Genomic DNA, 24,748 nt, shown 5'->3' on the forward strand with positions numbered 1-24,748 from the left:
CCGCCCGCAGTGCACCGGTCCGCACGGGCGGCGTCCGCGCGGGGCCCGTGCGGCCGGGAACTCCGCGCGGGGCCCGTGCGGCCGGGAACGCGGCCGGGCGAGGGTCCGGCCGCGGCCGGATCCTCAGGCGCGCTCGGCGTTCACCTGGACCACCGCCACCGGCGGATGCGCCGCCGCCTCCCCGCGGTCGCGGCGCAGGAGCGCGTCGAGCGCCCACGGCCCCGGACCGAGCACCGCGACGAGGAAGAAGGACCAGCAGAACAGCGCCGCGAGCTCTCCGCCGTTGAGCAGCGGCAGGAGGTGGTCGGGCTGGTGCACCACGAAGTAGGCGTACGCCATCGAGCCGGAGCAGATCAGCGCGCTGAGGCGGGTGAGGAGCCCGGCGCACACGAGGGCCCCGAAGACCAACTGGACGAGCGCCGCCCACCACCCCGGCCAGACGCCGAACGCGACGGCCTGGCCGGTGCCGCGGTTGCCGCCCAGGACACCGAACATCGACGCCAGCCCGTGGCACAGGAACAGCAGGCCCGTCACGGCGCGGAAGAGCGAGAGCACGGGTTCGGAGAACCGGTCGAGCTTCATGGGATCACCTCTTGTCTCGTGGCGGCCGGTACCCGTCGTCCCCGCGCCCGGGTGGATCCGGGCTTCCGAACGTGCCGGGGAGATCATCATCGGATCGGAGACCCACCACACCGAAAGCGTCGGTCCGGCCGTTCAAACGGTTCTTCTCAGCGCACCCGGCCCGCCATTCCAGATCCAACGGAACTCATCAAAGGCTGCGAGCCCGGCCACCTCGTGTCAACCACCCGCACGGCCTCCCCTGGACGGAGACAGCGGACCACCACCCCCGCCCACCTGGACTTACGTCGCCAAGCTGCCATTTCACCGGAATGCGAACGGCAATTCAGTCGATTCCCCGTCCCCATATCCAATGAAAGTTTCCCGCACATCTCACCATTCGGACGGCCGCGAAAATTTCGGAGGCATGACGGCGTTTCCGCCCGCCGGCGGCCGCAAGGGAACGGCACGTTCCGAAAGCGGCCCGGCCCGCAGCCCCGACAGTCCCCGTCAGCGTCCGATCCGGCGGTGGACACGACGGTGGACACAGCGATGGACATCAATGGACACAGCGGTGGGCACTCCCGTCCCGCAGCCGTTCCCGAGCTCGCCGAAGGCCGCCCGAACGACCGACGGCGACGAGCGCCAGGGGAACGGCGCTCTCCCGCGTCCCGGTCGCGATCCCGAGGAGCGGAGGCCCCGGAGTTCCGGCACGGCCGCATGTCGCCGCTCTTTCGACGGCGGGGGCGCACCGGAGAAGATCTCCCGACTCAGCGCGAAGGCCCGCCGGTTGCTGTCAACCGACGGGCCTTGACCTGCGTCTTACCTGTGTGGGCGATACTGGGATCGAACCAGTGACCTCTTCGGTGTGAACGAAGCGCTCTCCCGCTGAGCTAATCGCCCGCCCTGCGGCCCCTCGCGGCGCCGACGTGGAAAACCATACATCAATCCGGGACCGGTGGCGAAACGACGTGCACGACGACATGATCTTGGAAGTGACGGCACGAGGACGGAACCTCGGAAGGCAAAGGTCCGCGGATGACCCCGGTGGGGGGCTACGGTGTCATACCATCATCCTGATCCACAGAAGTACCGTACGACCCGAGCTGGACCCCTTCGCCCAGGACGCCCCTCCAGGGGAGTCGACCGTGATGGAAACGATGCGCAAAACCCTTGGAAATATGACGCGGTTGATGACGTTTGGCCAGGCTGATGCCCAAATGTCGCACTGTGATGTGCGTTACAGAAGGGCCCGGAGGCGGAATCTTTCCTACGGGCTCCGTCGTTGCGCGTCATAGCCATGGACGAAGCCCGTCACAGCAGTGATAGCCCCGCAGAGGGGACCGACGACGAAAAGGTTTGGCTGACGATGAACAGCACCACCGTCTCTGCCGAGCTGGGCCTTCGGCTTGTGGTCCCCGACCGTAGCACCGTCCCCCTGCTCGCCGGACTGAGCTACACGGCCGACGATCCGTACGCCATCCGGATGGCCTTCCACGTGGGCAACGACGAGCCCGTGGAGTGGATCTTCGCCCGCGAGCTGCTGACCGTCGGCATCGTGCGCCGGGTCGGCGACGGCGACGTCCAGGTGTGGCCCGCCCGCGCCGACGGGGAGCGGACCCTGCACATCAGCCTCACCTCGCCGTTCGGCCAGGCCCTGTTCGAGGTCCCGCTGGCCCCGCTCACCGAGTTCCTGCACCGGACCTACGAGCTGGTCCCCGCGGGCCGGGAGACCGACTTCATGAACCTCGACTCCGAGCTCAGCAACATGCTCTGGAGCTCCTGACCGCCCGGCTCCGCCGTCCCCGGCACGGCGCCCGGGACCACCGGGCAAGCCGGTCCGGCGGCTGCACAGGAAGCCGCAGAGGCGCCGCGTTCCGCGGCATGGACCGAATCCCCCGCCTTCAGGCCGGGAAGGCGTCAGCGTCCGAGCATCCCGCGCATCCGGGCGATCTCGATGCCCTGGCCGGAGACGACGTCGCCCGCCATGGCGATCATGGCCCGGTCCGTGCCGGTCCGCAGCTGCCGCGACGCCATCGTCACCGCGGCCTCGTGGTGACGGATCATCAGGGTCAGGAAGAGCTCGTCGAAGGCCGCGCCCCTGGCCGTCCTGAGCCGGTTCATCTCCTCCGGGGTGACGGTGTGGTCCTCGTGCCCGCCGTGACCGTCCTGGGGGCGGCCGGCCGACTCCAGCCACGAGGCCATGGCCGCGATCTCCGGCCGCTGCGCCGCCGCGATCCGCTCCGCGAGCGTGCGCACCTCCCGCGCCGACGACCGCGCCGGGACCAGCTCCGCCATCTCCAGCGCCTGGCGGTGGTGCGGGATCATGCCTTCGGCGAACCGCACGTCCGCCGCGCCCACCCGGGCCTCGGACTCCCCCAGCCGCTCGCCCGGCGTCGCCGTACGGCCGGCGTCCCCGGGACCGCCCGGCACGATGACCGGCGCGCCGGTGCCCGCCACCAGCGGTGATCCCGCTTCCGGCCGGGGCGCCGCGCACCCCGTCACGGTCGCCGCCCCCATGACCGCGACCAGGACGAGACTCGATCGGCACATAATCCCCATAACATCAATAATGCGGTAAACATTCGAATCAATGGGGGCACTGTGCGATCAACCGTGGCGTTCGCGCTGGCGGCGATGCTCGTGATGGCGGGCTGCGGCGTGGATTCCGAGCCGCCGGACCCCGGCACGGCGCCGTCGTCCGCCGCGGACTCCGGCGCCCCGTCGGCGGCGGCCTCGGCGGCGGACGACGCCGGAGACGTGCTGCACAGCGCCAACGTCACCCACGTCGCCAACATGCCGCCGCAGCCGCCCCTCGACGGCCCCCAGTCCTGGGGCACCGACCTGGCCTTCCAGGGCGACCACGTGTTCACCGGCAACTACGACGGCTTCACCGTGTTCGACATCTCCGACCCGGCCAAGCCGTCCGTGGTCAGCCGGGTGCTCTGCCCGGGCGAGCAGAACGACGTCTCGATAGCGGGTGACCTGCTCTTCCTGTCCGTGGACACCCCGCGCGGCGGCCCGGAGTGCGACGCCGCCCCCGGCGGGCAGGAGGGCGCGGGCTGGGAGGGCATCCGCATCTTCGACGTCTCCGACAAGGCCCATCCGACGTTCGTCTCGGCCGTCAGCACCGCCTGCGGTTCGCACACCCACACCCTCGTGCCGGGGGAGAACGCCGAGACGGTCTACCTCTACGTCTCCTCCCCCGGTCCGGAACCGGGCTCGGCCACCTGCCCGGCCCCGCATAACATCTTCTCGATCGTCGAGGTGCCCGTCGGCGACCCCGCGGCGGCCAAGGTGATCGCCAAGCCGGAGATCTCCGATCCCGGCGGCGAGGCGGAGATCGGCGGCTGCCACGACATCACGGCCTATCCGGAGAAGGACCTGGCCGCCGCGGCCTGCTTCGGCGACGGCATCCTGCTGGACATCTCCGACCGGGTGAAGCCCAAGGTGCTCCAGCACGTGAGCGACGAGGAGAACTTCTCCATCTGGCACTCGGCCACCTTCAACAACGACGCCACGAAGCTCGTCTTCGGTGACGAGCTGGGCGGCGGGGCGGGCGCCACCTGCGATCGCGAGACCCCCCGGACCAAGGGCGCCAGCGCCGTCTACGACCTGGGCGCGGACCGCACCCTCACCCGGCGCGCCTACTTCAAGATCCCCCGGGAGCAGCAGCCCGGGGAGAACTGCGTCGCCCACAACGGCAACCTGCTCCCGATCCCCGGCAAGGACGTCATGGTCCAGTCGTGGTACCAGGGCGGGGTGTCCGTCTGGGACTTCACCGACTCGGCGAACCCCCGGGAGATCGGCTTCTTCGAGCGCGGCCCGGTCAGCGCCCTCGGCGGCTCCTGGTCGGCCTATTACTACAACGGCCACATCTACTCCAGCGACATCACCAAGGGCCTGGACGTGCTGCGGATCGACGACCCGCTGACCGACCCGGCGAAGAAGGCGTCCCTGAAGGAGCTGAACCCGCAGACCCAGACGTCCTACTAGAGCTCGGTGAATCCGGGCCCCGACGGATCGCGACCGCGGGGCCGTTCCCGTCCGTGCGGAGGAACGGCCCCGCGGCGCCCGCCGTACGGGGCCGCGGCGCCGGGCGTCAGGGGTCCAGGTCGTCCGCGGCGCGCTCGGCGAAGATCCGCATCGCCTTGACGGTGATCGGGCCGGGCGCGGCCGGGAGCACGGTCCCGTCGACCGCCCGGATCGGCTGGACGTCCCGGGTGGTCGAGGTCAGGAACGCCTCCTCGGCCCCGCGCAGCGCCGAGAGCGGGACGTCCTCCTCCACCCCGCCGCACCACTCCAGGGTGAGCGCGCGGGTGACGCCCGCCAGGCAGCCGGCGGCGAGGGTCGGGGTGACCAGCCGCCCCTCGCGCACGATGAAGACGTTGCTGCCGGTGCCCTCGCAGAGGTTCCCCGCGGTGTTCCCGAAGATCGCCTCCCCGCCGCCCCGGGCCTTGGCGTGGAAGAGCGCCTTGGCGTTCTCGCCGTAGGAGGTGCTCTTCACCCCGGCCAGCGCGCCGTGCTCGTTGCGCGGCCACGGCACCACGACGACGTCGGCGGTGGCGGGGAAGGGCTTCTGCTCCGCGACGATGATCACGGTGGTGGGGCCCTGGTCGCCCCGGTCGGAGCCGAGGGGGCCCGGACCGCTGGTGTGGGTGATGCGGATCCGGCCGAGGGGCCAGGCGGGCGCCTGGGCCAGGCAGTCCCGCACGCCCTCGGCGATCGCGTCGGCGTCGGGCTCGGGCATCTCCATCCGCCGGGCGGAGAGCCGGAGCCGCTCCAGGTGGCGGGTGAGCGCGAACGGGGCTCCGCCGACGCACTTGACGGTCTCGAACACGCCGTCGCCGACCATGAGCCCGTGGTCGAAGACCGAGACGACGGCCTGCGCCGGATCGGTCAGTCTCCCGTTGACCCATACGGGAACGTTCATCGGAAATCTCCTTCAGGGGTGGAGGCGAGCGCGATGAGCCGGGACGCCTTCAGCTCGGTTTCCTGCCATTCACGCCGCGGATCGCTTCCCCAGGTGATGCCCGCCCCCGTGCCGAAGCGGATCGCGCCGGACGAGAGCCAGAACGTGCGGATTCCCACGGCCAGCGACGCCCGGTGCCGATCGGCGTCGACCCAGCCCACCGCACCACAGTAGGGCCCCCGCGGCTCGGGTTCGAGCTCCTCGATGATGCGCAGAGCAGTATATTTCGGCGCGCCGGTCACCGAACCCGGGGGGAACGTCGCGGCGAGCAGCTCCGGCCAGCCGTACTCCGGCGCGAGGCGGGCCCGGACGGTGGAGACCAGGTGCACCAGCCCGGGATGCTCCTCGACCTCGCACAGCGCCGGGACGCTCACCGAGCCCACCGCGGCGACCCGTCCCAGGTCGTTGCGGACCAGGTCGACGATCATCACGTTCTCCGCGCGGTCCTTGTCCAGCAGGTCCGCCGCGACGGCGCCGGTCCCCTTGATCGGCCGGGACTCGATCACGTCGCCGTCCCGGGACAGGTAGAGCTCCGGCGAGGCCGAGACCACGCTCAGCCCCGGCAGCACGACCGTGGCGGCGTAGGGCGCGGGGTTGCCCTCCGCGAGCCGCAGCGCCAGGGCCGCCGGGTCCGGGTCCCCGGTCAGCGGCGCGGTGAGCACCCGGCACAGGTTGGCCTGGTAGACGTCGCCGCGCTCGATCCGGTCGCGGATCCGGCGCACGCCGTCCTCGTAGGCGGCCCGGTCGAGCGAGCTGCGCCACTGCGACGGGTGCGGGCCGCGCCAGGGCCCGCGGGGGGCGGGCAGCGGCGCGGGCCGGACGTCGGCGAACCGGGCGCACGTGACCTTGCCCTCGTAGTCGACCACGACGGCCCACCACCCCCCGCCGTCGAGCGCGGACAGGTCGGTGGTGACGTCGAGGAGCCGGGTGGCCAGCCGGCCTCCGGCGTGGGCGAACGAGTCGTGCACCCTCCCATTGTCCCGCCTGCCCCGCCTGCCGCCGCAGGAAGCCCGCCGGCGTCCGGGCGGCGGGCCGGGCGGTGCGGATCCGACGGCCGTGGTCGGGCACGTCACCGCGTTCCGCCGAGCGGGGACCGTACGGATCCCCGCCGTCAGGCCAGGGGCCCGGTGACGGTCTCCGCGGCGGCGACGACCGAACCGTCGGCGACCAGCCGGACCACCGCCTCGATCTCCGGGGCGAGGAAGCGGTCGGGGCCGGGGCCGGAGACCGCCTCGCGCAGGGCGGCGACCACGGCCCCGGTGGCGGGCGCGGGCCGGCGCGGCGCCCGCAGGTCGATGGCGCGGGCCGCGGTGAGGAGCTCCACCGCCAGCACCCGGGTCAGCCCGTCCACCGCGCGGCGCAGCTTGCGCCCGGCCGACCAGCCCATGGAGACGTGGTCCTCCTGCATGGCGGAGCTGGGGATCGAGTCCACGCTGGCGGGGACCGCCAGGCGCTTGAGCTCGGAGACGATCGCGGCCTGGGTGTACTGCGCGATCATGTGGCCGGAGTCCACGCCGGGATCGTCGGCGAGGAAGGCCGGCAGGCCGTGGCTGCGGGCGACGTCGAGCATCCGGTCGGTGCGCCGTTCGGAGATGCCCGCCAGGTCGGCGACCGCGATGGCCAGGAAGTCCAGCACGTAGCCGACGGGGGCGCCGTGGAAGTTGCCGTTGGACTCCACCCGGCCGTCCGCCAGGACCACCGGGTTGTCGATCGCGGAGGCGAGCTCGCGCATGGCCACCGAGGCGGCGTGCGCGAGGGTGTCGCGGGCCGCCCCGGCGACCTGCGGGGCGCACCGCAGCGAGTAGGCGTCCTGGACGCGGGTGCAGGTGCCGTCCCGGTGACCGGCCATGATGTCCGAGCCCGCGAGCAACGCGCGGAGGTTGGCGGCGCTGGCGGCCTGGCCGGGGTGCGGGCGCAGGGCCTGCAGATCGGCGGCGAAGACCCGGTCGGTGCCCAGCAGCGCCTCCACGCTCATGGCCGCGCCGACGTCGGCGGTCGTGAACAGCCGCGCCAGGTCGTCCAGCGCGAGGATCAGCATGCCCAGCATGCCGTCGGTGCCGTTGATGAGCGCCAGGCCCTCCTTGGCGGCCGGCTCGACCGGCTCGATGCCCGCCTGCTTGAGCGCCTCGTCCGCGCCGGCGAGGTTCCCGGCGGCGTCCCGGACCACCCCCTCCCCCATGATCGTGAGGGCCACGTGGGAGAGCGGGGCGAGGTCCCCGGAGCAGCCCAGGCTGCCGTACTCGTGCACGACCGGGGTGATGCGCGCGTTGAGCAGGCCCTCCAGCACCTTCGCGGTCTGCGGCCGCACGCCGGTGTGCCCGGTGGCCAGCGTGTGCAGGCGCAGCAGCATCAGGGCGCGGGTCACCTCGGCCTCCACCTCCGGGCCGGATCCGGCGGCGTGCGAGCGGACCAGCGAGCGCTGGAGCCGTGCGCGCAGCGCGGGGTCGATGTGCCGGGTGGCCAGCGCCCCGAAGCCGGTCGAGATCCCGTAGGCCGGGACGGGGCTCTCGGCGAGCTCGTCGACGCGCGTGCGGGCCGCGGCCATCGCCGCCACGGCGTCGTCGGTGAGCCGTACGGCGGCGCCGCGCCTGGCGACGGCGACCACCTCGGCGAAGGTCAGCGGCTCGGGCCCGATGTTCACGACCACGTTGTCGCGCATGGTGTCACTCTCTCGCACTCGATGTAACCGGTGGCCCCCATGCTAGGCCCTTACATTCCGTCGCCGGGCGGCGTGGGAGCGGAATCCGGGTTTGGGGAGTCGCCGCCTATTCGCTAGAGTTCTCTGCGTGAGACCGGCTCGCCCGGAAACACACGCGGAAGTGGCTCAGTGGTAGAGCATCACCTTGCCAAGGTGAGGGTCGCGGGTTCGAATCCCGTCTTCCGCTCGGAGAGGCCCTCGGGCCTCGCTCGGTGGAGTGGCCGAGAGGCGAGGCAACGGCCTGCAAAGCCGTGTACACGGGTTCAAATCCCGTCTCCACCTCTGGTCTTCACGCCCGGACGATTAGCTCAGCGGGAGAGCGCTTCCCTGACACGGAAGAGGTCACAGGTTCAATCCCTGTATCGTCCACCACGCTCCACGGCAGGTCCTGCGGCTCACCGGCCGGGGCCTGCCTTTCGGCGTTCCCGCGCTCCGGCGGTCCCGGTGCGCCGTTCCGCCTCCTGCGGCGATACGGGCCTCCAGGTTCCTCAAGGACGCCGAGGAGCCGCCGATAGTGCGGCGTGGACGGTTCCCGGCTCTGGCGCGCCTACCTCCTCGGCGGTCTCGTCGCCGTGGGGGTCTTCGTGCTGCTGCCGTACGGGATCTTCCGCGACGGGTTCTACGCCTCCGCCGGGCTGGCCGGGGCGGCGGTCTCGTTCCTGGCCGCCGCCCGGCTGCGCGGCACGGTCGGCCTGGCCTGGGCGCTGATGGGCCTGGGACTGGTCGGCACCACCGGCGGCGACCTCCTGTGGCTCTACTACGACCACATCGCCGGAGTGGACCCCTTCCCCTCGCCCGCCGACATCGCCTACCTGCTGCAGTACCCCTTCGTCACGGCCGCCCTGCTGATGCTCGCCCGGCACCGGCGGACCCCCGGCGACCGGGGGGCCCTGCTGGACAGCACCATCGTCACCGTCGGCCTCCTGCTGCCCTACTGGGTGCTCCTGATCGACCCGAACATCGGCGGCCACGACTCCACCTTCGACCAACTGGTCGCCCTGGCCTACCCGCTCGCCGACGTGGTGCTGCTCGCCGGCCTCGTCCGGCTGCTGTCCGTCTCGGGCGCGCGGACGCCGTCCTTCCGGCTGCTCACCGTCGCCATGATCGCCCTCCTCGCCGGTGACGTGATCTTCATCTCCACCCAGGGGGCGGAGGTCTCCGGCCTGCCGCTCGGGGATACGCCCTTCCTCCTGTCGTACGTGCTCTGGGGCGCCGCGGCGCTGCATCCCTCCGCGCGGGACCTGCTGGACACCTCCTCGGGCGGCGTGCCGTTCTTCACCACGCGGCGGCTGCTCACGCTGATGGCCGTCGTCCTGCTGGCCCCCGGCACCATGGCCGCCCAGCTCCTCGCCGGGTTCGAAGTGAGCTCCTGGCCCGTGACCATCGCCTCCGCGCTGCTCTTCGTGCTGGTGGTGGCCCGGATGGCGGACCTCCTGCACCGCCTGCAGGAGCAGGCCCGGATGCTCGACGAGGTCGCGCGCACCGACACCCTGACCGGGCTGCCCAACCGGCGCACCCTCGACGCCCAGCTGGCCCGGGAGTACGAGCGCGCCGAACAGGACGGCACGCCGCTGTGCCTGGCGATGGTCGACCTCGACCGGTTCAAGCTGTTCAACGACACCTACGGGCACCAGGCCGGAGACCTGCTGCTCACCGACGCCGCCACGGCCTGGAGCCTCGCGCTGGGCGGCCAGGACATGCTGGCCCGCTACGGCGGGGAGGAGTTCGTGCTCGTCATGCCCGGCCGGGAACCGGCGGACGCGGAGCGGCTGCTCGCCGCCATGCGCGCGGCCACCCCGCAGGCGCAGACCTTCTCGGCCGGGCTCGCGCTCTGGGACGGCCGGGAACGCCCCTCCGACCTGCTGCACCGCGCCGACCTGGCCCTGTACGCCGCCAAGGAGGCCGGGCGCGACCGGGTGGTGCGGGCGAGTCGGCCGGCGCCGCCGGCCGGCGCGCACCCCGCTCCCCCGTCCCCGGCGAGGACGTGACGCCCCCGCCTCGGGTCTCCGCCTCGGGTCTCCGCCTCGGGTCTCCGCCTCGGGTCTCCGCCTCGCCCGCGGCGTCCGCGACGACGCGGATGTCCGCATCCGGCCATTCTCATAATAGATCTTGTCAATGAGGGTTAATGGTGCGAATACTTGCGATTTGTTCTTATTGGCGAGGAAGGCACGTGATGAAAAAAGTCATCGTTCACAAGCCCGGCACGGTCGCGCTCAGCGGGGCCGCCAGCCCCAAGCACGTCGGCTGAACCGGAACCGCAGAGCCGGCGTCCAGTGATGGACGCCGGTCCGCCAAGGGAATCGAGGAGATCGGTGAGTCGGGGACCCCTCGCCCCGGGAGAAACCTCGGAAGAAGCAGCGGCGGAAGCGCCGGGAGAAGCAGCGGAAGCCCCGGCAGAAGCCTCAGAAGAAGCGCGCCTCCCCCCGCTGCTCCTGCCCCCCGTGGACGCCGACCGGCGCCTGCGCGGGCCGTACACCGCCGCGGGTGCGATCATCGCCGCCGTGCTGCCGCAGGCCCGCCCTGAACTCGTCGCCCGCCACGACATCGAACTGCGCGCCGTCGCGCCCGACCTGCGCGACCGGATCCCCGCCCGGCGCCGGTCCCGGGCGGACGCCCTGCCCCGGGCGGAGCGGATCCTGGTCCACGCGCCGCGCCGGACGCTGCGCATCGCCAACGGCGTCGCCGAGTTCCTCCGCGCCCACCTGGAGGGGCTCCCCGACGAGCGGCCGGAGCGGACCGGCCCCCGGCGACTCGTCGTCACCGGCACCGCCGAGGCCGACCCCACCGACCTGGAGCTGCTGGCGGTGCTGCGCCGCCGGATCCCGTCCGAGCTGCTCACCGTGGAGCTGCGGGAGCAGGCCGCGGCGCCGCCCGAGCTCGAACCCGAGGAGCACGACAGGCGCGCCGACGACCTGGAGCGGCGGGGCTCCGTCGGCGCGCGCCTCGGCGCGGTCCCCTACCACCGCGAGCGCGGCACCGACCCCCGCCTGGCCGTGGAGGCGCTGCGGTTCGCGGTGCAGTGGTGCCTGGACGCCGGATGCCACGACGCCGTCGCGGAGCTGGGCCCGCGCGGCCTGGCGCTGACCGACCCGGAGAGCGATCCGGAGACCTGGTGGCGGTTCCTGCACAGCACCGCGACCGCGCTGGGCTCGCTGCGCCGCGAGGACGAGGCCGCGGCCCTGTTCGACCTGGCCAGGCGCCAGAGCGTCTCCCCCGTCACGCACGCGGCGGCCGCCTACTCCACCGGCATGCTGAAGGTCCGCCACCACGACCCCGCCCGGCGCGACCCGGAGGCGGCGCTGGCCTGGGTCAACCAGGCGATCGCCATCTCGACGCTGCTGCCGGACCCGCGCGAGCGGGCGTTCAAGCTGGGCTTCGACCTCAACGGCCGCGCCCTGGTCGAGGTACGGCTCGGCCGCCCCGCCCGGGCGCTGGAGCTGGTCCAGCAGGCCGTGGACCTGGCCGACCGGGAGCTGGGACCGGACGAGCATCCGATCCACCGCCTGGTGCTGCTGGCCAACCGGGCGCAGCTGACCGTCATGCTGGGCCGCCCGGAGGCGGCGCTGGAGGACCTGGACGCGGCCATCGCCGCGGATCCGGGCTATCCCGACTACTACATCGACCGGGGCAACCTGCTGCACCGGCTCGGCCGGCTGGACGCGGCGGTCGCCGACTACGAGACGGCGATGCGGGCGGGCCCGCCCTTCCCCGAGCCGTACTACAACCGGGCCGAGATCCGCTTCTCCACCGGCGACCACGCCGGGGCCCTCGCCGACCTGGACCACGCCCTGGAGCTCGACCCGGAGTTCGTGGACGCCCTGGCCAACCGGGCCGGCCTGCTGGCCGCGCTCGGCGAGTACGGCCGGGCGCGCGCGGACGCCGAGGCGGGGCTCGCACTGGACCCCGGCAACCCCTACCTGCTGTGCGCGCTGGGCCAGGTGGAGGCGGTCGAGGGGCGGCACACCCGGGCGCGGGAGGCGTTCGACCGCGCGCTGGAACGCTCCCCGGGGCTCTCGGCGGCCTGGGCCAGCCGGGGGGTGCTGGCCTTCGAGACCGGGGACCCGGAGGGCGCGGTCGCCGACTTCACCCGCGCCCTGGAGCCGGGCGCCGATCCGGCGCTGCTGTTCAACCGGGCGCTGGCGCTGCGCGCGGCCGGACGCGACCGGGAGGCCGCGGCCGACCTGGCCAGGGCGCTGGAGCTGGCCCCGGACGACGAGGACGTCCGGCGCGAGCTGGCCGCCCTCGGCGGCGCCCCCGGCGCGGACGCCCCCGGTGGCGGATCCCCCGGATCCCCCGGATCCCCCGAAGACACCGGAGACACCGAAGACACCGGAGACACCGAAGACACCGGAGACGGCTCCCGCGGAGGCGCCGGCGGCGACCTCAGCGGCGGGTCCGGCCGGACCGGGTGAACGCCCCCGCCAGGTAGCGCTCCGCCAGCTCGCAGGTCCCCCGGGTGTAGCCCGCGCCGAGCTCGGCGGCGGTCTCCACCCCGGCGTGGCTGCCGATCCAGGCGACCAGCAGCAGGCGGCGGAACATCACGAACGTCCAGGCCTCGGCCTCGTCCCCGGCGGGCAGGCCGAGGACGGTCCGGTAGCCCCGCAGCCAGGAGTCGATCATCTCCGGGACCTCGGGGCGGTGCTCGATGAAGCTGAGCGCCGCGGCCAGGTCGTAGAGGTACCAGCCGAAACCGCAGTCGTCGAAGTCGATGACGCTGGGCGGCCCGTCGCCGGTCACCAGCAGGTTGGCCGGCCGCAGGTCGGCGTGGATCAGGCCGTAGCGGCCGGCGTCCCGGCCGAAGCGGCGCAGCCGCCCGCGCAGCTCCTCCGCCAGCCGGCCCAGCACGGCGAGCGCCTCGGCGTCCATGCCGGGACCGTCCCGCCAGTGCCCCCACCGGGACTCCGCGCCCAGCGCGGCGTCGTGGTCCCAGTGGAAGCGGGTGAAACCGGCCGGGCGGCGCCAGGACCGGGCGTGCCGGTGCATCCGCGCGGTGATCGCGCCGAGCCGCTCGAAGCCCTCGACCAGGCGGTCCTGCGGAGGCTCGGCCCCCGGCAGGAACTCGAACAGGACGCACTCGCGGGGCGGCTCCCCCGGAACGGTCAGCACCCGGGAGCCGTCCGGGGCCCGGAGCACCCGCGGCGTCCTGACCCCGGCCTCCTCGCGGAGCGCCTCCAGCCAGGCCAGTTCGGAGCGGATCGCCGCCGTGGAGTGGTAGCCGAGCCGGTGCACCCGCAGCACGGCCCGCAGCCCGGTCCGCGGATCGTCGACCCGGAAGGTCGCGTTCTCCGACACGTTGATCAGGGTGACCTCGGCGCCGGGCAGGCCGTACAGGCGCGCCGCCGTCCGGGCGGTCGCGTGCACGCGCTCCAGCACGCCGCCGCCGGCGGACAGGTCGTGGGCGCGCACCGCCCCGCGCCCGTCCGGACGCGCGGCCTCCCGCCCGCCGGGTCCCGTCACGGCCCGGCCGTCCGCACGCGCCGCCTCCCGGATCCCGCCGGGTCCGGCCCTCGTCACCGGCCCGACGAGCGGAGGTAGGCGAGCACCGCGAGCACCCGGCGGTGCTGGTCGCTGTCCTCGACGTGCAGGCCGAGCTTGGCGAAGATGCTGCGGACGTGCTTCTCCACCGCGCCGTCGCTGACCACGAGCTGGCGGCCGATGGCCGGGTTGGACCGGCCCTCCGCCATCAGGCCGAGCACCTCCCGCTCACGCGGGGTGAGGGAGGCCAGCGGGTCGTCGCGGCGCCGCCGCACCATCAGCTGGGCCACCACCTGCGGGTCGAAGACCGTGCCGCCGGAGGCGACCGAGCGCAGGCCCCCCATGAAGTCGTCGACGTCCACGACCCGGTCCTTGAGCAGATAGCCCACCGCGCCGCGCGCGTCGGCGAGCAGGTCGTCGGCGTAGGAGACCTCGACGTACTGCGACAGGATCAGCACCGGGGCCCCCGGCACCCGCCGCCGCGCCTCGACCGCGGCCCGCAGGCCCTCGTCGGTGAAGCTCGGCGGCATCCGGACGTCCACCACCGAGACGTCCGGCCGGTGCGCGGCGACGGCCTCCACCAGGCCCCCGCCGTCCCCCACCTCCGCCACCACCTCGCAACCGAACTCCTCCAGCAGCCTGATCAGGCCCGCCCTGATCAGGACCGCGTCGTCGGCCACGACTACCCGCACGGCACCTCCGCCACGATCACCGTCGGCCCGCCCACCGGTGAGTCCACCGCCAGCTCGCCGTCCACCGCCTTGAGGCGGTCGGCGAGCCCGGACAGGCCGTGTCCCTTGGCGACGTGTGCGCCGCCGACCCCATCATCCCCGATCGTGAGCATCAGGACGCCACCGGTCTTGCTCAGGGTGACGGTGCAGACGGTGGCGTGGCTGTGCTTGGCGATGTTCGTCAGGGACTCGGCGACCACGAAGTAGACCGTGTTCTCCACCGCGGCGGCGAAGCGCCCCTCCACCTGGACGTCCAGGTCGACCGGGACGGTGCACCGGCCGGCGAGCGCGGCCAGCGCCGGGGCCAGACCGCGGTCGGTCAGCACCGGCGGGGCGATGCCGCGCGAGAGCGCGCGCAGCTCGTCCAGGGTCTCGCGGGTGGAGCTGATGGCCTCGGACAGCATCCGCTCGACCGCCTGGGGGTCGCGCTTGAGCTGGCGCTGGGCCCGGGACAGGTCCATGGCCAGGGAGACCAGGCGCTGCTGCGGGCCGTCGTGGATGTCGCGCTCCAGCTTGCGCAGCGCGTTGGCCTCGGCCGAGACCGCCGCGGCCCGGCCCTCGGCCAGGTCGTCGATGCGCTCCTGCAGCTCCGCGACCCCGGTGAGCATGGCCCGGCCGAGCCCGGCCTGGACCAGCGCCGCGCCGCGGATCACGATCGGCAGTGTGATCGCGAACAGCACGCCGATCACGGTGTGGAGCGTCACCTCCGCCAGGGCGCTGTCGCCGAAGCCGAGCAGTTCGGCCAGCCCATGGTTGTCCGGGATGTTCGCGGTGATCCACCCGTAGATCGGGGCGGTCAGGCCGAGGACCGTCCCGGCCCACCAGGTCACCGTGATGCAGAACGTCGCGACGGCGACCGGGAAGCTCACGATCGCGTGCAGCAGGTCCAGCCACGACTGCCCGCTGGTCAGCGGGTTGGCCATCCGCCGGAGCCAGCCGGCGCCCTCGGGCGCCGGGCGGTAGCGCGGCCGGGCGACCTGGTAACCCAGCACTTGGGGCAGCGAGCGGCGCTCGATGTCGGCGAAGCCGCGGGCCAGCATCAGCGTGGCAGCCAGGACCGGCACGCCCAGCCAGACGACGAGCGTCCCCAGTCCGGCGGCGAAACCGGTCACCGCCAGGCAGAAGGCGATCAAGGAGAGGGGGAAGCCGGTGAGCAGGTAGCGGGTGTCGACGGCGATGCGGCGCAGGAGGGATCTCATGGGGGCAACGCTACGAGCAGCGGGCGGCGCGATCGACCCGGTGCGCAGGCGTACGGGGGTAGGGCGGGCCCTACCCCCGCCAGTGGGGTGATCATGCGCCGAAGAGGGCGGGAGCCGTCACTGTGCCGCCGGAGGTTTCGCGGAAGGCTCGGAGCCCTCGGAGCACTGCCCCCCTGACGAATCGAGGCGACCGGTGACCGCCGTCCTGACCCGCTCCACGCCCCCTCCCGCACGACCTGTCCCCCCGGTGCTCGCGCCCCCCGGCCGCGACCTGTTCATCGACGTCCTGCGCCTGTTCGGCACGGCCCTGGTGGTGCTGCAGCACTGGAGCATGCCGGTGCTCTCCCTGGCCGGCGACCGGATCACCACCGGCAACGCGCTGGCCGCCGGGAACGCCTGGGCGATCACCTGGATCAGCCAGGTGATGCCCCTGGTGTTCTTCGCCGGGGGCGCGGCGGGCGCGATCAGCCACCGCGCCGCGCTCCGGCGCGGCGACGGCTCGCCCGCCTGGCTCGCGGCGCGGCTGCGCCGCCTGGCCTGGCCGGTGTTGCCGCTGGCGGCGGTCTGGCTGCCCCTGCCCCATCTGCTGCTCGCCCTCGGCCTGCCGTCCCAGCCGGTGGTCACGGCCTCGCGCCTGGCCGGGCAGCTGCTGTGGTTCCTGGCGGTCTACCTCATCGCGGTGGCGGCGACGCCGCTGATGCTCCGGCTCGGCGCGGCGTACGGCCTGCGCGTGCCGGCGGCGCTGGCGGCGGGGGCCGTCGTGGTCGACGTGCTGCGGTTCGCCTGCGGCCTGGAGGTCGCGGGCTGGGCGAACATCGGCCTGGTCTGGCTCGCGGTGCACCAGCTCGGCTTCCTGTACGCCGACGGCCGCCTGGACCTCCCCCGGACCCGCCTGTGGGGCATGGCGGCGGCGGGGTACGGCCTGGCCGCGCTCCTGGTGGCCCTCGGCCCCTACCCGGGCAGCATGATCGGAATGCCGGGGGCCGCGGTGTCCAACATGGCGCCGCCCACGGTGGCGCTGCTGGCGGTGGGGACCGGGCAGATCGGGCTGGCGCTCGCCCTGCGCCGGCAGATCGGCGCCCTCGCCCGCCGACCGGCGGCGGCACGGGCGCTGGGCTGGGCCGGTCCGCGCATGATGACCGTCTACCTGTGGCACATGAGCGCGCTGTTCTGCGTCACCGCGGTGGTCGTGGTGGGGCTGGGCGTCCCCACCCCGGAGCCGGGATCGGCGGCCTGGCTGTCCGGCTGGCCGCTGTGGCTGGCCGCGCTCGTGCTGGTCCTGTGGCCGCTGCTGCGCGGGCTGTCGCGCTTCGAGGAGCCCCCGGCGGCGGCGCCGTACCGCGGGGGGACCGTCAGGATCGCCGCCGCGCTCACGCTCGCCGGCGCGGGGCTGCTCGTCCTGACCGTGTCCGGTTTCGCCCCCGGGCCGTGGCCCGTGCTCGGCTCCGGTCTGCTGGTGGGCGGTCTGCTGCTCACCCGTTCGACCGGATCCCGCTGGATTCTCGGGAATTGACGGCATCTCTACCGCCCCGGTGGTCCGACCACCGCCCGTTCTTCGGCAGGATGGGAGGGTGAGCCTTGTAGATCGCCTGCCCGAAGAGATCGACGCCGACCCCGACGCCATCTTCGACGCCTTCGTCGAGTGGAACACCGAGCGGGGGCTCACCCTCTACCCGGCCCAGGAGGAGGCCCTGATCGAGGTGGTCTCGGGCAACAACCTGATCCTGGCCACCCCGACGGGCTCGGGCAAGAGCCTGGTCGCGGCGGGGGCGCACTTCACCGCCCTCACCCGCGACGTGCGCACCTTCTACACCGCGCCGATCAAGGCGCTGGTGTCGGAGAAGTTCTTCGACCTGTGCGCGCTGTTCGGCACCGAGAACGTCGGCATGATGACCGGCGACGCGAGCGTGAACCCCGGCGCGCCCGTCATCTGCTGCACCGCGGAGATCCTCGCCAACGTCGCGCTGCGCGACGGCGCGGCGGCCGACATCGGCCAGGTCGTGATGGACGAGTTCCACTTCTACGCCGAGCCGGACCGCGGCTGGGCCTGGCAGGTGCCGCTGCTGGAGCTGCCGAACGTGCAGTTCGTCCTGATGTCGGCCACCCTCGGCGACGTCAGCATGTTCGAGGAGGACCTGACCCGGCGCACCGGCCGGCCCACCGCGGTGGTCAAGCACGCCGAGCGCCCGGTCCCGCTGGTCTACTCCTACCGGATGACCCCGCTGCACGAGACGCTGGAGGAGATGCTCTCCACCGGCCAGTACCCGGTCTACGTGGTGCACTTCACCCAGGCCTCCGCCATGGAGCGGGCGCAGTCGCTGATGAGCATCAACATGTGCACCAAGGCCGAGAAGGAGGCCATCGCCTCGCTGATCGGCGGCTTCCGCTTCACCACCAACTTCGGCCGCGCCCTGTCCCGGCTGGTCCGGCACGGCATCGGCGTGCACCACGCCGGCATGCTGCCCAAGTACCGCCGCCTGGTGGAGCGGCTGGCCCAGGCCGGCCTGCTGAAGGTCATCTGCGGCACCGACACCCTCGGCGTCGGCGTGAACGTGCCGATCCGCACCGTGCTGTTCACCGCGCTCAGCAAGTACGACGGCAGCAAGGTCCGGCGGCTGCGCGCCCGCGAGTTCCACCAGATCGCCGGGCGGGCGGGCCGGGCCGGCTACGACACCATCGGCTACGTCGCCTGCCAGGCCCCCGAGTACGTCATCGAGAACGAGAAGGCGCTGGCCAAGATCGGCGACGACCCCAAGCGGCGGCGCGGCTACGCCCGCAAGAAGCCGCCGGAGGGCTTCGTCGGCTGGAGCGAGGAGACCTTCGCCAAGCTCCAGGAGGCCGAGCCGGAGCCGCTCGGTTCCCGTTTCAAGGTCAGCAACGCCATGCTGCTGGCGGTCATCAACCGGCCCGGCGACTGCTTCGCCGCGATGAAGCACCTGCTCACCGACAACCACGAGGACCGCAAGTGGCAGCGGCGGCACATCAGCCAGGCCATCGCGATCTACCGCTCGCTGCTGGCGGGCGGCGTGGTGGAGCAGCTCGACGAACCCGACGAGCAGGGCCGCCGGGCGCGCCTCACCATCGACCTGCAGGAGGACTTCGCGCTCAACCAGGCGCTGTCGACCTTCGCGCTGGCCGCCTTCGAACTGCTCGACCGCGAGGCCCCCACCTACGCCCTCGACATGGTCTCGATCGTGGAGTCCATCCTCGACGACCCGCGCCAGATCCTGTCCGCCCAGTTGAAGAAGGCCCGGGGCGAGGCCGTCGCGCAGATGAAGGCCGACGGGATCGAGTACGAGGAGCGGATGGAGCTCCTGGCCGAGATCACCCACCCGATGCCCCTGGCCGAGGAGCTGCTGGGCGCCTACGAGACCTACCGGCGGGGCCACCCGTGGGTGGCCGACTACACGGTCAGCCCCAAGAGCGTCGTGCGCGACATGTACGAGCAGGCGATGACCTTCACCGAGTACGTCGGCCACTACGAGCTGGCCCGCTCCGAGGGCACCGTGCTCCGCTACCTCGCCGACGCCTACCGCACGCTGTCGCGGACCATCCCCGAGCACCTGAAGACCGAGGACCTGGTCGACCTCATCGAGTGGCTCGGCGAGCTGGTCCGCCAGGTCGACTCCAGTCTGATCGACGAGTGGGAGAAGCTGACCAACCCGGCGGCGGCGCTGGAGTCCGAGGAGGAGATCGAGGTCAAGCCGCGCCCGGTCACCGGCAACCCGCGCGCCTTCCGGGTGCTGGTCCGCAACGCGATGTTCCGCCTGGTGGAGCTGGTCGCGATGGAGAAGGAGGAGGAGCTCGCCGGGCTCGCCCCGGACGTCGACTGGCCCGCCGCCCTGGACGCCTACTACGACGACCACGAGGAGGTCGGCACCGGTCCGGACGCCCGCGGCCCGGCCCTGCTCCGCATCGAGGAGGAGAAGGAGCTCTGGAGGGTCCGGCAGGTCATCGCCGACCCGGCGGGCGACGGCGACTGGGGCATCGACGCCCAGGTCGACCTGGCCGCCTCCGACGAGGAGGGCCGCGCGGTGCTCCACGTCATCGGGCTCAACCGCCTCTGACCGCGCCGGGCCGCGGTCGGCCGCGAGTTCGGCATGGCGCCGCACCAGTACCCGACCGGGCGCCGCGTCGGCCTCGCCCGCCGGCTCCTGCCGGAGGGCGCGCCGCCGCCCGCTGCCGCGGCCTCCGCGGGCTGCTGCGGCCGGCCCCCGCCTCACCCGGCGCTTCAAGTGCGTGCCGGAGAGCACCTCCACGCACTACGCGCGCGCCCGACCCGCGGGACCCGTGAAAATAGGGGCATGAGCGATGAGGCGATCAGGCAGGTGCTCGGCCTGCTCTACCAGGACGACACGCTGCGGGTGCTGTCGGCGCTGGCACTGGAGCGCGCGCCCGAGGAGGCGGGGCTGGAGCGGGACGCGATGCTCCTGGCGCTGGACCGGCTGAAACGCGGCGGTCTGGCCGTGCACGACCACGAGGGGGTGTGGCGGCTGCGGCGGGAGCGCTTCCGCGAGCTGCTGCACGCCGCGGCCCCGCCGCCCGAGCCGGTCTCCCCCGAGGAGAAGGTGCTGCGCGCCTTCCTCGTGGAGGGGCGGCTGCGGGCCATCCCCACCAAACGCGACAAGCAGCTCGTCGTGCTGAACTACGTGGCCCAGGTCTTCGAGCCCGGCGTGCGCTACTCGGAGAAGGACGTCAACGTGGTGCTGCGCGCCTTCCACGACGACCACGCGGCGCTGCGCCGCTACCTGGTCGACGAGGGCCTGCTGACCCGCGAGAACAACGTCTACTGGCGCAGCGGCGGCACGGTCGACGTCGCCGGCGCCTGAAACCCGGCGGCCGACCCGCGCACGCGGCGGTCCTGATCCGCCCGCGGAGGGACCAGCGCGGACGGGCCGATGGCGGCAGGACCGGAACCCGCGCCGGTCGTGTTCCTCGGCCGGTGCGGAGCGGGTCAGCCGCCCGAGGTGTCGAGTTCGGCGTCCGCGCAGGGCACGGCCAGGTCGTACGGGTCGTCGAGCCAGCCCGCGGGCAGGTGCACGCGGTCGCGGGCGTGGGTCTTGCCGCGCGGCGCGTCCGCCACCTTGCCGGGCCAGGGCTGGGCGGGGTCGAGCTCGGCCAGCCCCTCGCGGAGCCCGGCGAGGGTCTCCGAGGTGGCCAGGCGGCGACGCAGCTCGGAGCCGACGGTGAAGCCCTTGAGGTACCAGCCGACGTGCTTGCGGAAGTCGGCCACGGCGTGCGGCTCGCTGCCGAAGCACTCCGCAAGGAGCGCGGCGTGCCGCTCCATGACCGCGGCGACCTCCCCCAGTCGGGGCCTGGCCCGCTCGTCGCTCCCCGCGCACATCGCGGCCAGGTCGGCGAAGAGCCACGGCCGGCCCAGGCAGCCCCGGCCCACCACGACGCCGTCGCAGCCGGTCTCCGCCATCATCCGCCGCGCGTCGTCGGCGCTCCAGACGTCGCCGTTGCCGAGCACCGGGATCTCGGTCACCGCCTCCTTGAGCCGGGCGATCGCCTCCCAGTCGGCCGTCCCGCCGTAGTGCTGGACCGCGGTGCGGCCGTGCAGCGCGATGGCCGCGACGCCCTCCTCGACCGCGATCCGGCCGGCGTCCAGGTAGGTGAGGTGGTCGTCGTCGATGCCCTTGCGCATCTTCATCGTCACCGGGAGCGCACCGGCGTTGCGCACGGCCTCCCGCAGGATCGCGCGGAGCAGGTTGCGCTTGTACGGCAGGGCGGAGCCTCCTCCGCGCCGGGTCACCTTGGGCACCGGGCAGCCGAAGTTGAGGTCCACGTGGTCGGCCAGGCCCTCGTCGGCGACCATGCGGACGGCCCGGCCGACGGTCACCGGGTCCACCCCGTAGAGCTGGAGGCTCCGGGGCCGCTCGTCCGGTGCGAACCGGATCATCTTGAGCGTCTTGGCGTTCCGCTCCACCAGCGCCCGCGTCGTGATCATCTCGCAGACGAACAACCCGCCGCCCTGCTCGCGGCAGAGCGTGCGGAACGCGGCGTTGGTGATCCCGGCCATGGGCGCCAGCACGACCGGCGGCCACACCTCCAGCGGGCCCAGCTTCAACGACTCCACCTCGTGTTTCTACCGCACGCGGCCACATCGGACGAACCGGTCGCCGCCCCGGCTCCGCCGTCCGCGCCTCTCCCCGGCCCCGTGCGCACCCGCCGCCGTGACGCGCGGTTACGCAACCACCCGGAAAACCCGCTAGAGTTCTCTCGTCGCCACGGGCCGGAACGCCCGGCGGAGGCGCGCGGAAGTGGCTCAGTGGTAGAGCATCACCTTGCCAAGGTGAGGGTCGCGGGTTCGAATCCCGTCTTCCGCTCGGAGAGGCCCCTCGGGTCTCACTCGGTGGAGTGGCCGAGAGGCGAGGCAACGGCCTGCAAAGCCGTGTACACGGGTTCAAATCCCGTCTCCACCTCTGGTCTTCACGCCCGGACGATTAGCTCAGCGGGAGAGCGCTTCCCTGACACGGAAGAGGTCACAGGTTCAATCCCTGTATCGTCCACCACGCTCCACGGCCGGGTTCTTCCCGGTCGAACGGGAGACGAAGCCCCAGCTCACGGCATCAGCCGAGAGTCTGGGGCTTTTTGTCGCCCCTGATGGCTTCGGGCCGCTGTCAGCACCGGCGCCGACGTCGTGCCGCCCCTCGAAGCGAGGTTCGTCAGCGGTTTCCTTCCCATCGTCCGATCCGGGCCGTTGGGACACCGCGTCCCGGCCGGTCCCACATCCGGATGCCCGCTCAGCCGCCGGGAGGCGTCCCGCACAAGGACGCCCCCAGCGCGGTCGTCATGTACAGGACGTTGCGCCCGCAGCGCTCGCGCGCGACGAGCCCGCTCTCGCGCAGCACTCCGAGGTGCTGCGAGACCGCGCTGGGAGTGACACCGAGCGCACGAGCCAGATCCGTCGTCGTCGCGGGCGACCGGAGCGTCTCGAGCAGTTCGGCCCGCACCCGGCCGAGCAACCGCACCGTGCTCCCCGCGGACGGCCGCGTCCCCGCCGTCCACAGCGCTCCGACGCCCCGTGCCGGATAGCGCACCGTGGTCTGCGTCGACGTGCTCTGTTTGACCAGCACGTACGGCGAGCCGAGAACGACCGGGATGAGGACCAGCCCGCCCGGACCGCGATTCACCACGCGCTCGGTGCGCCAGCGCTCTCCTCCCAGCATCAGCCGGCCATCGCACCACCGCAGATCCGGATGCAGGTCGGCGAACAACTTCTCGGCACCGCCTGCGGCCAGCCGCCTGGCGCGGTGGCCGACGTCCGCATCGAGCACGCTCCGGATCCGAGGCCAGTGCGGCGCGACGAGCCGCTCGTGCGCCGTGCTCAGTTCCGCGGCGATCGCCCGCAGACCGGCCGCCGGCCGGGCGGCGAGCGCGGCGGCCACATCGGGGAGCCGTTCACCGAAGACGCGCCGGAGGCTGGCCCGCACCTGACGGGCCGTCGTTCTCCGCAGCGCGGCCAGTTCATCGTCGATGGACGACCCCGCGCCGGACGGGGCGGGGACGAGGAACTCCGGCCAACTCGGCCGGTCGCTGACGAGCAGCGGCCACGTATGCGACAGGTCGAGGGGCCGACGGGCGAGCTCGTCGGCCGCCCAGTGCAGCCATCGCAGGTTGACCGGGTTGCGGTCACGGCCGCTCAGCTGCTGCAGGCCCGCCACCGTCTCCGACAGCGGTGAGACGGAAAACCTCGTCGCCGCCAGCTCGGCCACGCCGAGATGGATCGTCAAAGCCATCGATCGATTATGTAGCCGGGGCCTAAATGCTGTCGTGGGAGCACCCGGGACCGCAGGATCCCGACATGAGGTCGGACATGCCGGGAAACGAGGCCGAGCCGCGTCTGCCCGCGGCCTTCTGGCGGCTGTGGTGGGCCACGGGTGTCACCGCGGTCGGCGACGGGGTGGTCGCCGCGGCGATCGCGCTGCTGACCGTCACGATCACGCGCGACCCGCGACTGGTGTCGGTCGTCTCCGCGGCGGCCTACCTGCCGTGGCTGCTGCTGTCCCTGCCTGTCGGCGCGATCGTCGACCGCTGCGACCGGGTCGGCCTCCTGCGGCGCTCCCAGGCGGTCCAGGCAGTGATCGTCACCGTCCTCGCGGTCCTCGCCGCGTCCGGCCGCCTCGGCATTGCGATGCTCGCGGCCCTGGCCTTCGGGCTGGGCGCCTGCACGGTCGTCTCCGCCAACGCGGCTCAGGCGATCGTGCCGAACCTCGCCGCCGGACCCCTGCTGCACACGGCGAACGGCCACCAGCAGACGATCACGACCATCGGCCGGGAGTTCGCCGGCCCGATGATCGGCAGTCTGCTGTTCGCGGTCGCCGCAGCACTGCCGTTCGGCGTGGACGCCGGCTTCCTCACTCTGTCCGCCGTCCTGCTCGCGACCCTCCCCCGGCGCGGACCCCGGCGCGATCGGCACCCACCGATGCGCACGGCCATCGCCGACGGCCTGGGGTGGCTGGCCCGTCACCGATTGCTGCGCACTCTGGCGCTCCTGCTCGGCACCAACACCTTCTGCGCCCACCTGGCCAACGCCACCCTCGTCCTGCTGGCCACCCAGGTCCTGCACCTCGGCACGCGCGGCTACGGACTGCTGCTGGCCGGGGCGGCGACGGGCAGCCTGCTCGGCGGCCTGGTCGGCGCGCGCCTCATCACCCACTTCGGCGCGATTCCCGTACTGCTCGCCGCGCTCACCGCGAACGTCATCGTCTTCGTCGGGATCGGGCTGAGCCCGAACGCGACCGCGCTCGGAATCCTGCTGGCCGGCAACGGCTTCGTCGTCACCCTCTGGAACATCGTGACCCTCGGTCTCCGCCAGCAGAGCGTGCCGTCCGGGATGCTCGGCCGGGTCAACGGCGTCTACAGGATGATCGGCTGGGGACTGATCCCGCTCGGAGCTCTGGCCGGCGGATTGGTGGCGCACGCGTTCGGCCTGCGTGTCCCGTACCTCGCCGCCGGCGTGCTGAGAGGGATCGCTCTGCTGGCGGCGCTGCCCATCCTGATCCGCTCCTTCCGGACCGGCGCCGCAACGTCATCGGGCGAGACCGATCGACACTGATAGTAAAGTATTGATTACCCTTTGAAGGGAGGATCGTGTCCCCCGGCCATGAGC

At 73.0% G+C, this 24,748-nt stretch carries 18 protein-coding genes and 7 tRNA genes; 14 read left to right on the forward strand and 11 right to left on the reverse strand.

Annotated features, from left to right (window positions below):
* Window positions 1–123 precede the first annotated feature (123 nt).
* Window positions 124–582 carry a DoxX family protein gene (locus HS045_RS23255; protein ID WP_196453522.1) on the reverse strand — a complete coding sequence of 153 codons (459 nt, stop codon included), beginning with the start codon at window positions 580–582 and terminating at the stop codon, window positions 124–126.
* Window positions 583–1,389: 807 nt separating this feature from the next.
* Window positions 1,390–1,461, reverse strand: a tRNA-Val gene (locus HS045_RS23260).
* A 466-nt stretch (window positions 1,462–1,927) separates the two neighbouring features.
* Here HS045_RS23260 and HS045_RS23265 point away from each other — a divergent pair.
* Window positions 1,928–2,344: an SsgA family sporulation/cell division regulator gene (locus HS045_RS23265; RefSeq protein ID WP_068895435.1), complete on the forward strand. Its 417-nt coding sequence runs from the start codon at window positions 1,928–1,930 to the stop codon at window positions 2,342–2,344.
* Between the two features lie 134 nt (window positions 2,345–2,478).
* Here HS045_RS23265 and HS045_RS23270 read toward each other — a convergent pair whose 3' ends face one another.
* Window positions 2,479–3,111, reverse strand: coding sequence for a DUF305 domain-containing protein (locus tag HS045_RS23270; RefSeq protein WP_196453523.1), 633 nt, complete (start codon window positions 3,109–3,111; stop codon window positions 2,479–2,481).
* A gap of 93 nt (window positions 3,112–3,204) precedes the next feature.
* On the opposite strand from HS045_RS23270, the gene HS045_RS23275 reads away from it, so the two are divergent.
* Entirely contained in the window at window positions 3,205–4,554 is a 1,350-nt protein-coding gene (locus HS045_RS23275) for a hypothetical protein (RefSeq protein WP_196453815.1), read from the forward strand.
* Window positions 4,555–4,660: 106 nt separating this feature from the next.
* Here the strand turns inward: HS045_RS23275 and HS045_RS23280 are convergent, their stop codons facing one another.
* From HS045_RS23280 to hutH, 3 genes are all read right to left on the reverse strand, one after another.
* The gene (locus HS045_RS23280; RefSeq protein WP_196453524.1) at window positions 4,661–5,491 is read right to left on the reverse strand and encodes an aminotransferase class IV; all 831 of its coding nucleotides are present in this window, start codon (window positions 5,489–5,491) and stop codon (window positions 4,661–4,663) included.
* Window positions 5,488–6,498: a chorismate-binding protein gene (locus tag HS045_RS23285; RefSeq protein WP_196453525.1), complete on the reverse strand. Its 1,011-nt coding sequence runs from the start codon at window positions 6,496–6,498 to the stop codon at window positions 5,488–5,490. The genes HS045_RS23280 and HS045_RS23285 overlap by 4 nt, the downstream gene beginning before the upstream one ends.
* 143 nt (window positions 6,499–6,641) lie before the next feature.
* Complete coding sequence (hutH, locus tag HS045_RS23290; protein WP_196453526.1) at window positions 6,642–8,189, reverse strand: histidine ammonia-lyase; 1,548 nt, start codon at window positions 8,187–8,189, stop codon at window positions 6,642–6,644.
* Between the two features lie 154 nt (window positions 8,190–8,343).
* Here hutH and HS045_RS23295 point away from each other — a divergent pair.
* From HS045_RS23295 to HS045_RS23315, 5 genes are all read left to right on the forward strand, one after another.
* Window positions 8,344–8,415, forward strand: a tRNA-Gly gene (locus HS045_RS23295).
* 24 nt (window positions 8,416–8,439) lie between these two features.
* Window positions 8,440–8,510: transfer RNA gene (locus tag HS045_RS23300), tRNA-Cys, on the forward strand.
* Between the two features lie 15 nt (window positions 8,511–8,525).
* A tRNA-Val gene (locus HS045_RS23305) sits at window positions 8,526–8,600 on the forward strand.
* A 149-nt stretch (window positions 8,601–8,749) separates the two neighbouring features.
* On the forward strand, window positions 8,750–10,216 hold the full coding sequence (locus tag HS045_RS36245) for a diguanylate cyclase (protein ID WP_196453527.1): 1,467 nt from the start codon (window positions 8,750–8,752) through the stop codon (window positions 10,214–10,216).
* A gap of 453 nt (window positions 10,217–10,669) precedes the next feature.
* Window positions 10,670–12,640 (forward strand): tetratricopeptide repeat protein, encoded by a 1,971-nt coding sequence (locus HS045_RS23315; RefSeq protein WP_307827659.1) that lies wholly within the window; start codon window positions 10,670–10,672, stop codon window positions 12,638–12,640.
* On the opposite strand, the gene HS045_RS23320 is transcribed toward HS045_RS23315, so the two are convergent.
* The 3 genes from HS045_RS23320 to HS045_RS23330 are packed head-to-tail and all read right to left on the reverse strand — an operon-like array spanning window position 12,612 to window position 15,633.
* The gene (locus HS045_RS23320) at window positions 12,612–13,742 is read right to left on the reverse strand and encodes a phosphotransferase (RefSeq protein ID WP_307827660.1); all 1,131 of its coding nucleotides are present in this window, start codon (window positions 13,740–13,742) and stop codon (window positions 12,612–12,614) included. The two genes, HS045_RS23315 and HS045_RS23320, sit on opposite strands and share 29 nt — an antisense overlap.
* The gene (locus HS045_RS23325; RefSeq protein ID WP_196453529.1) at window positions 13,739–14,395 is read right to left on the reverse strand and encodes a response regulator transcription factor; all 657 of its coding nucleotides are present in this window, start codon (window positions 14,393–14,395) and stop codon (window positions 13,739–13,741) included. The genes HS045_RS23320 and HS045_RS23325 overlap by 4 nt, the downstream gene beginning before the upstream one ends.
* The gene (locus HS045_RS23330) at window positions 14,386–15,633 is read right to left on the reverse strand and encodes a sensor histidine kinase (RefSeq protein ID WP_196453530.1); all 1,248 of its coding nucleotides are present in this window, start codon (window positions 15,631–15,633) and stop codon (window positions 14,386–14,388) included. The genes HS045_RS23325 and HS045_RS23330 overlap by 10 nt, the downstream gene beginning before the upstream one ends.
* A gap of 193 nt (window positions 15,634–15,826) precedes the next feature.
* Here HS045_RS23330 and HS045_RS23335 point away from each other — a divergent pair, with 193 nt between their 5' ends.
* The 3 genes from HS045_RS23335 (at window position 15,827) to HS045_RS23345 (ending at window position 20,462) form a co-directional block, all read left to right on the forward strand.
* Window positions 15,827–17,146, forward strand: a complete 1,320-nt coding sequence (locus tag HS045_RS23335; protein ID WP_196453531.1) for an acyltransferase family protein — start codon at window positions 15,827–15,829, stop codon at window positions 17,144–17,146.
* A 58-nt stretch (window positions 17,147–17,204) separates the two neighbouring features.
* Complete coding sequence (locus tag HS045_RS23340) at window positions 17,205–19,700, forward strand: RNA helicase (protein ID WP_196453532.1); 2,496 nt, start codon at window positions 17,205–17,207, stop codon at window positions 19,698–19,700.
* A gap of 237 nt (window positions 19,701–19,937) precedes the next feature.
* Complete coding sequence (locus tag HS045_RS23345) at window positions 19,938–20,462, forward strand: DUF2087 domain-containing protein (RefSeq protein WP_196453533.1); 525 nt, start codon at window positions 19,938–19,940, stop codon at window positions 20,460–20,462.
* A 125-nt stretch (window positions 20,463–20,587) separates the two neighbouring features.
* Here the strand turns inward: HS045_RS23345 and dusB are convergent, their stop codons facing one another.
* Window positions 20,588–21,712 (reverse strand): tRNA dihydrouridine synthase DusB, encoded by a 1,125-nt coding sequence (gene dusB, locus HS045_RS23350; protein ID WP_196453534.1) that lies wholly within the window; start codon window positions 21,710–21,712, stop codon window positions 20,588–20,590.
* Window positions 21,713–21,890: 178 nt separating this feature from the next.
* Between dusB and HS045_RS23355 the strand changes: the two genes are divergently transcribed.
* The 3 genes from HS045_RS23355 to HS045_RS23365 all read left to right on the forward strand — a co-directional run bounded on the left by HS045_RS23355 (window position 21,891) and on the right by HS045_RS23365 (window position 22,148).
* Window positions 21,891–21,962 (forward strand) — tRNA-Gly (locus HS045_RS23355).
* A gap of 25 nt (window positions 21,963–21,987) precedes the next feature.
* Window positions 21,988–22,058, forward strand: a tRNA-Cys gene (locus tag HS045_RS23360).
* Between the two features lie 15 nt (window positions 22,059–22,073).
* A tRNA-Val gene (locus HS045_RS23365) sits at window positions 22,074–22,148 on the forward strand.
* Window positions 22,149–22,379: 231 nt separating this feature from the next.
* Here HS045_RS23365 and HS045_RS23370 read toward each other — a convergent pair.
* On the reverse strand, window positions 22,380–23,375 hold the full coding sequence (locus HS045_RS23370; RefSeq protein ID WP_196453535.1) for a DUF5937 family protein: 996 nt from the start codon (window positions 23,373–23,375) through the stop codon (window positions 22,380–22,382).
* Window positions 23,376–23,452: 77 nt separating this feature from the next.
* On the opposite strand from HS045_RS23370, the gene HS045_RS23375 reads away from it, so the two are divergent.
* Window positions 23,453–24,694: an MFS transporter gene (locus tag HS045_RS23375; RefSeq protein ID WP_230884549.1), complete on the forward strand. Its 1,242-nt coding sequence runs from the start codon at window positions 23,453–23,455 to the stop codon at window positions 24,692–24,694.
* Window positions 24,695–24,748: the final 54 nt, after the last annotated feature.

Origin of the sequence: Planomonospora sp. ID82291, from assembly GCF_015711645.1 — a bacterium.
GTDB lineage: Bacteria > Actinomycetota > Actinomycetes > Streptosporangiales > Streptosporangiaceae > Planomonospora.

Excerpts from the sequence above, each read along its gene's own strand:
- HS045_RS23370 (WP_196453535.1), bottom strand. The coding sequence starts at position 23,375 with ATGGCTTTGACGATCCATCTCGGCGTGGCCGAGCTGGCGGCGACGAGG.
- HS045_RS23270 (WP_196453523.1), bottom strand. The coding sequence starts at position 3,111 with ATGTGCCGATCGAGTCTCGTCCTGGTCGCGGTCATGGGGGCGGCGACC.
- HS045_RS23280 (WP_196453524.1), bottom strand. The coding sequence starts at position 5,491 with ATGAACGTTCCCGTATGGGTCAACGGGAGACTGACCGATCCGGCGCAG.
- HS045_RS23345 (WP_196453533.1), top strand. The coding sequence starts at position 19,938 with ATGAGCGATGAGGCGATCAGGCAGGTGCTCGGCCTGCTCTACCAGGAC.
- HS045_RS23255 (WP_196453522.1), bottom strand. The coding sequence starts at position 582 with ATGAAGCTCGACCGGTTCTCCGAACCCGTGCTCTCGCTCTTCCGCGCC.
- hutH (WP_196453526.1), bottom strand. The coding sequence starts at position 8,189 with ATGCGCGACAACGTGGTCGTGAACATCGGGCCCGAGCCGCTGACCTTC.
- HS045_RS23265 (WP_068895435.1), top strand. The coding sequence starts at position 1,928 with ATGAACAGCACCACCGTCTCTGCCGAGCTGGGCCTTCGGCTTGTGGTC.
- HS045_RS23330 (WP_196453530.1), bottom strand. The coding sequence starts at position 15,633 with ATGAGATCCCTCCTGCGCCGCATCGCCGTCGACACCCGCTACCTGCTC.
- HS045_RS23375 (WP_230884549.1), top strand. The coding sequence starts at position 23,453 with ATGCCGGGAAACGAGGCCGAGCCGCGTCTGCCCGCGGCCTTCTGGCGG.
- HS045_RS23275 (WP_196453815.1), top strand. The coding sequence starts at position 3,205 with ATGGCGGGCTGCGGCGTGGATTCCGAGCCGCCGGACCCCGGCACGGCG.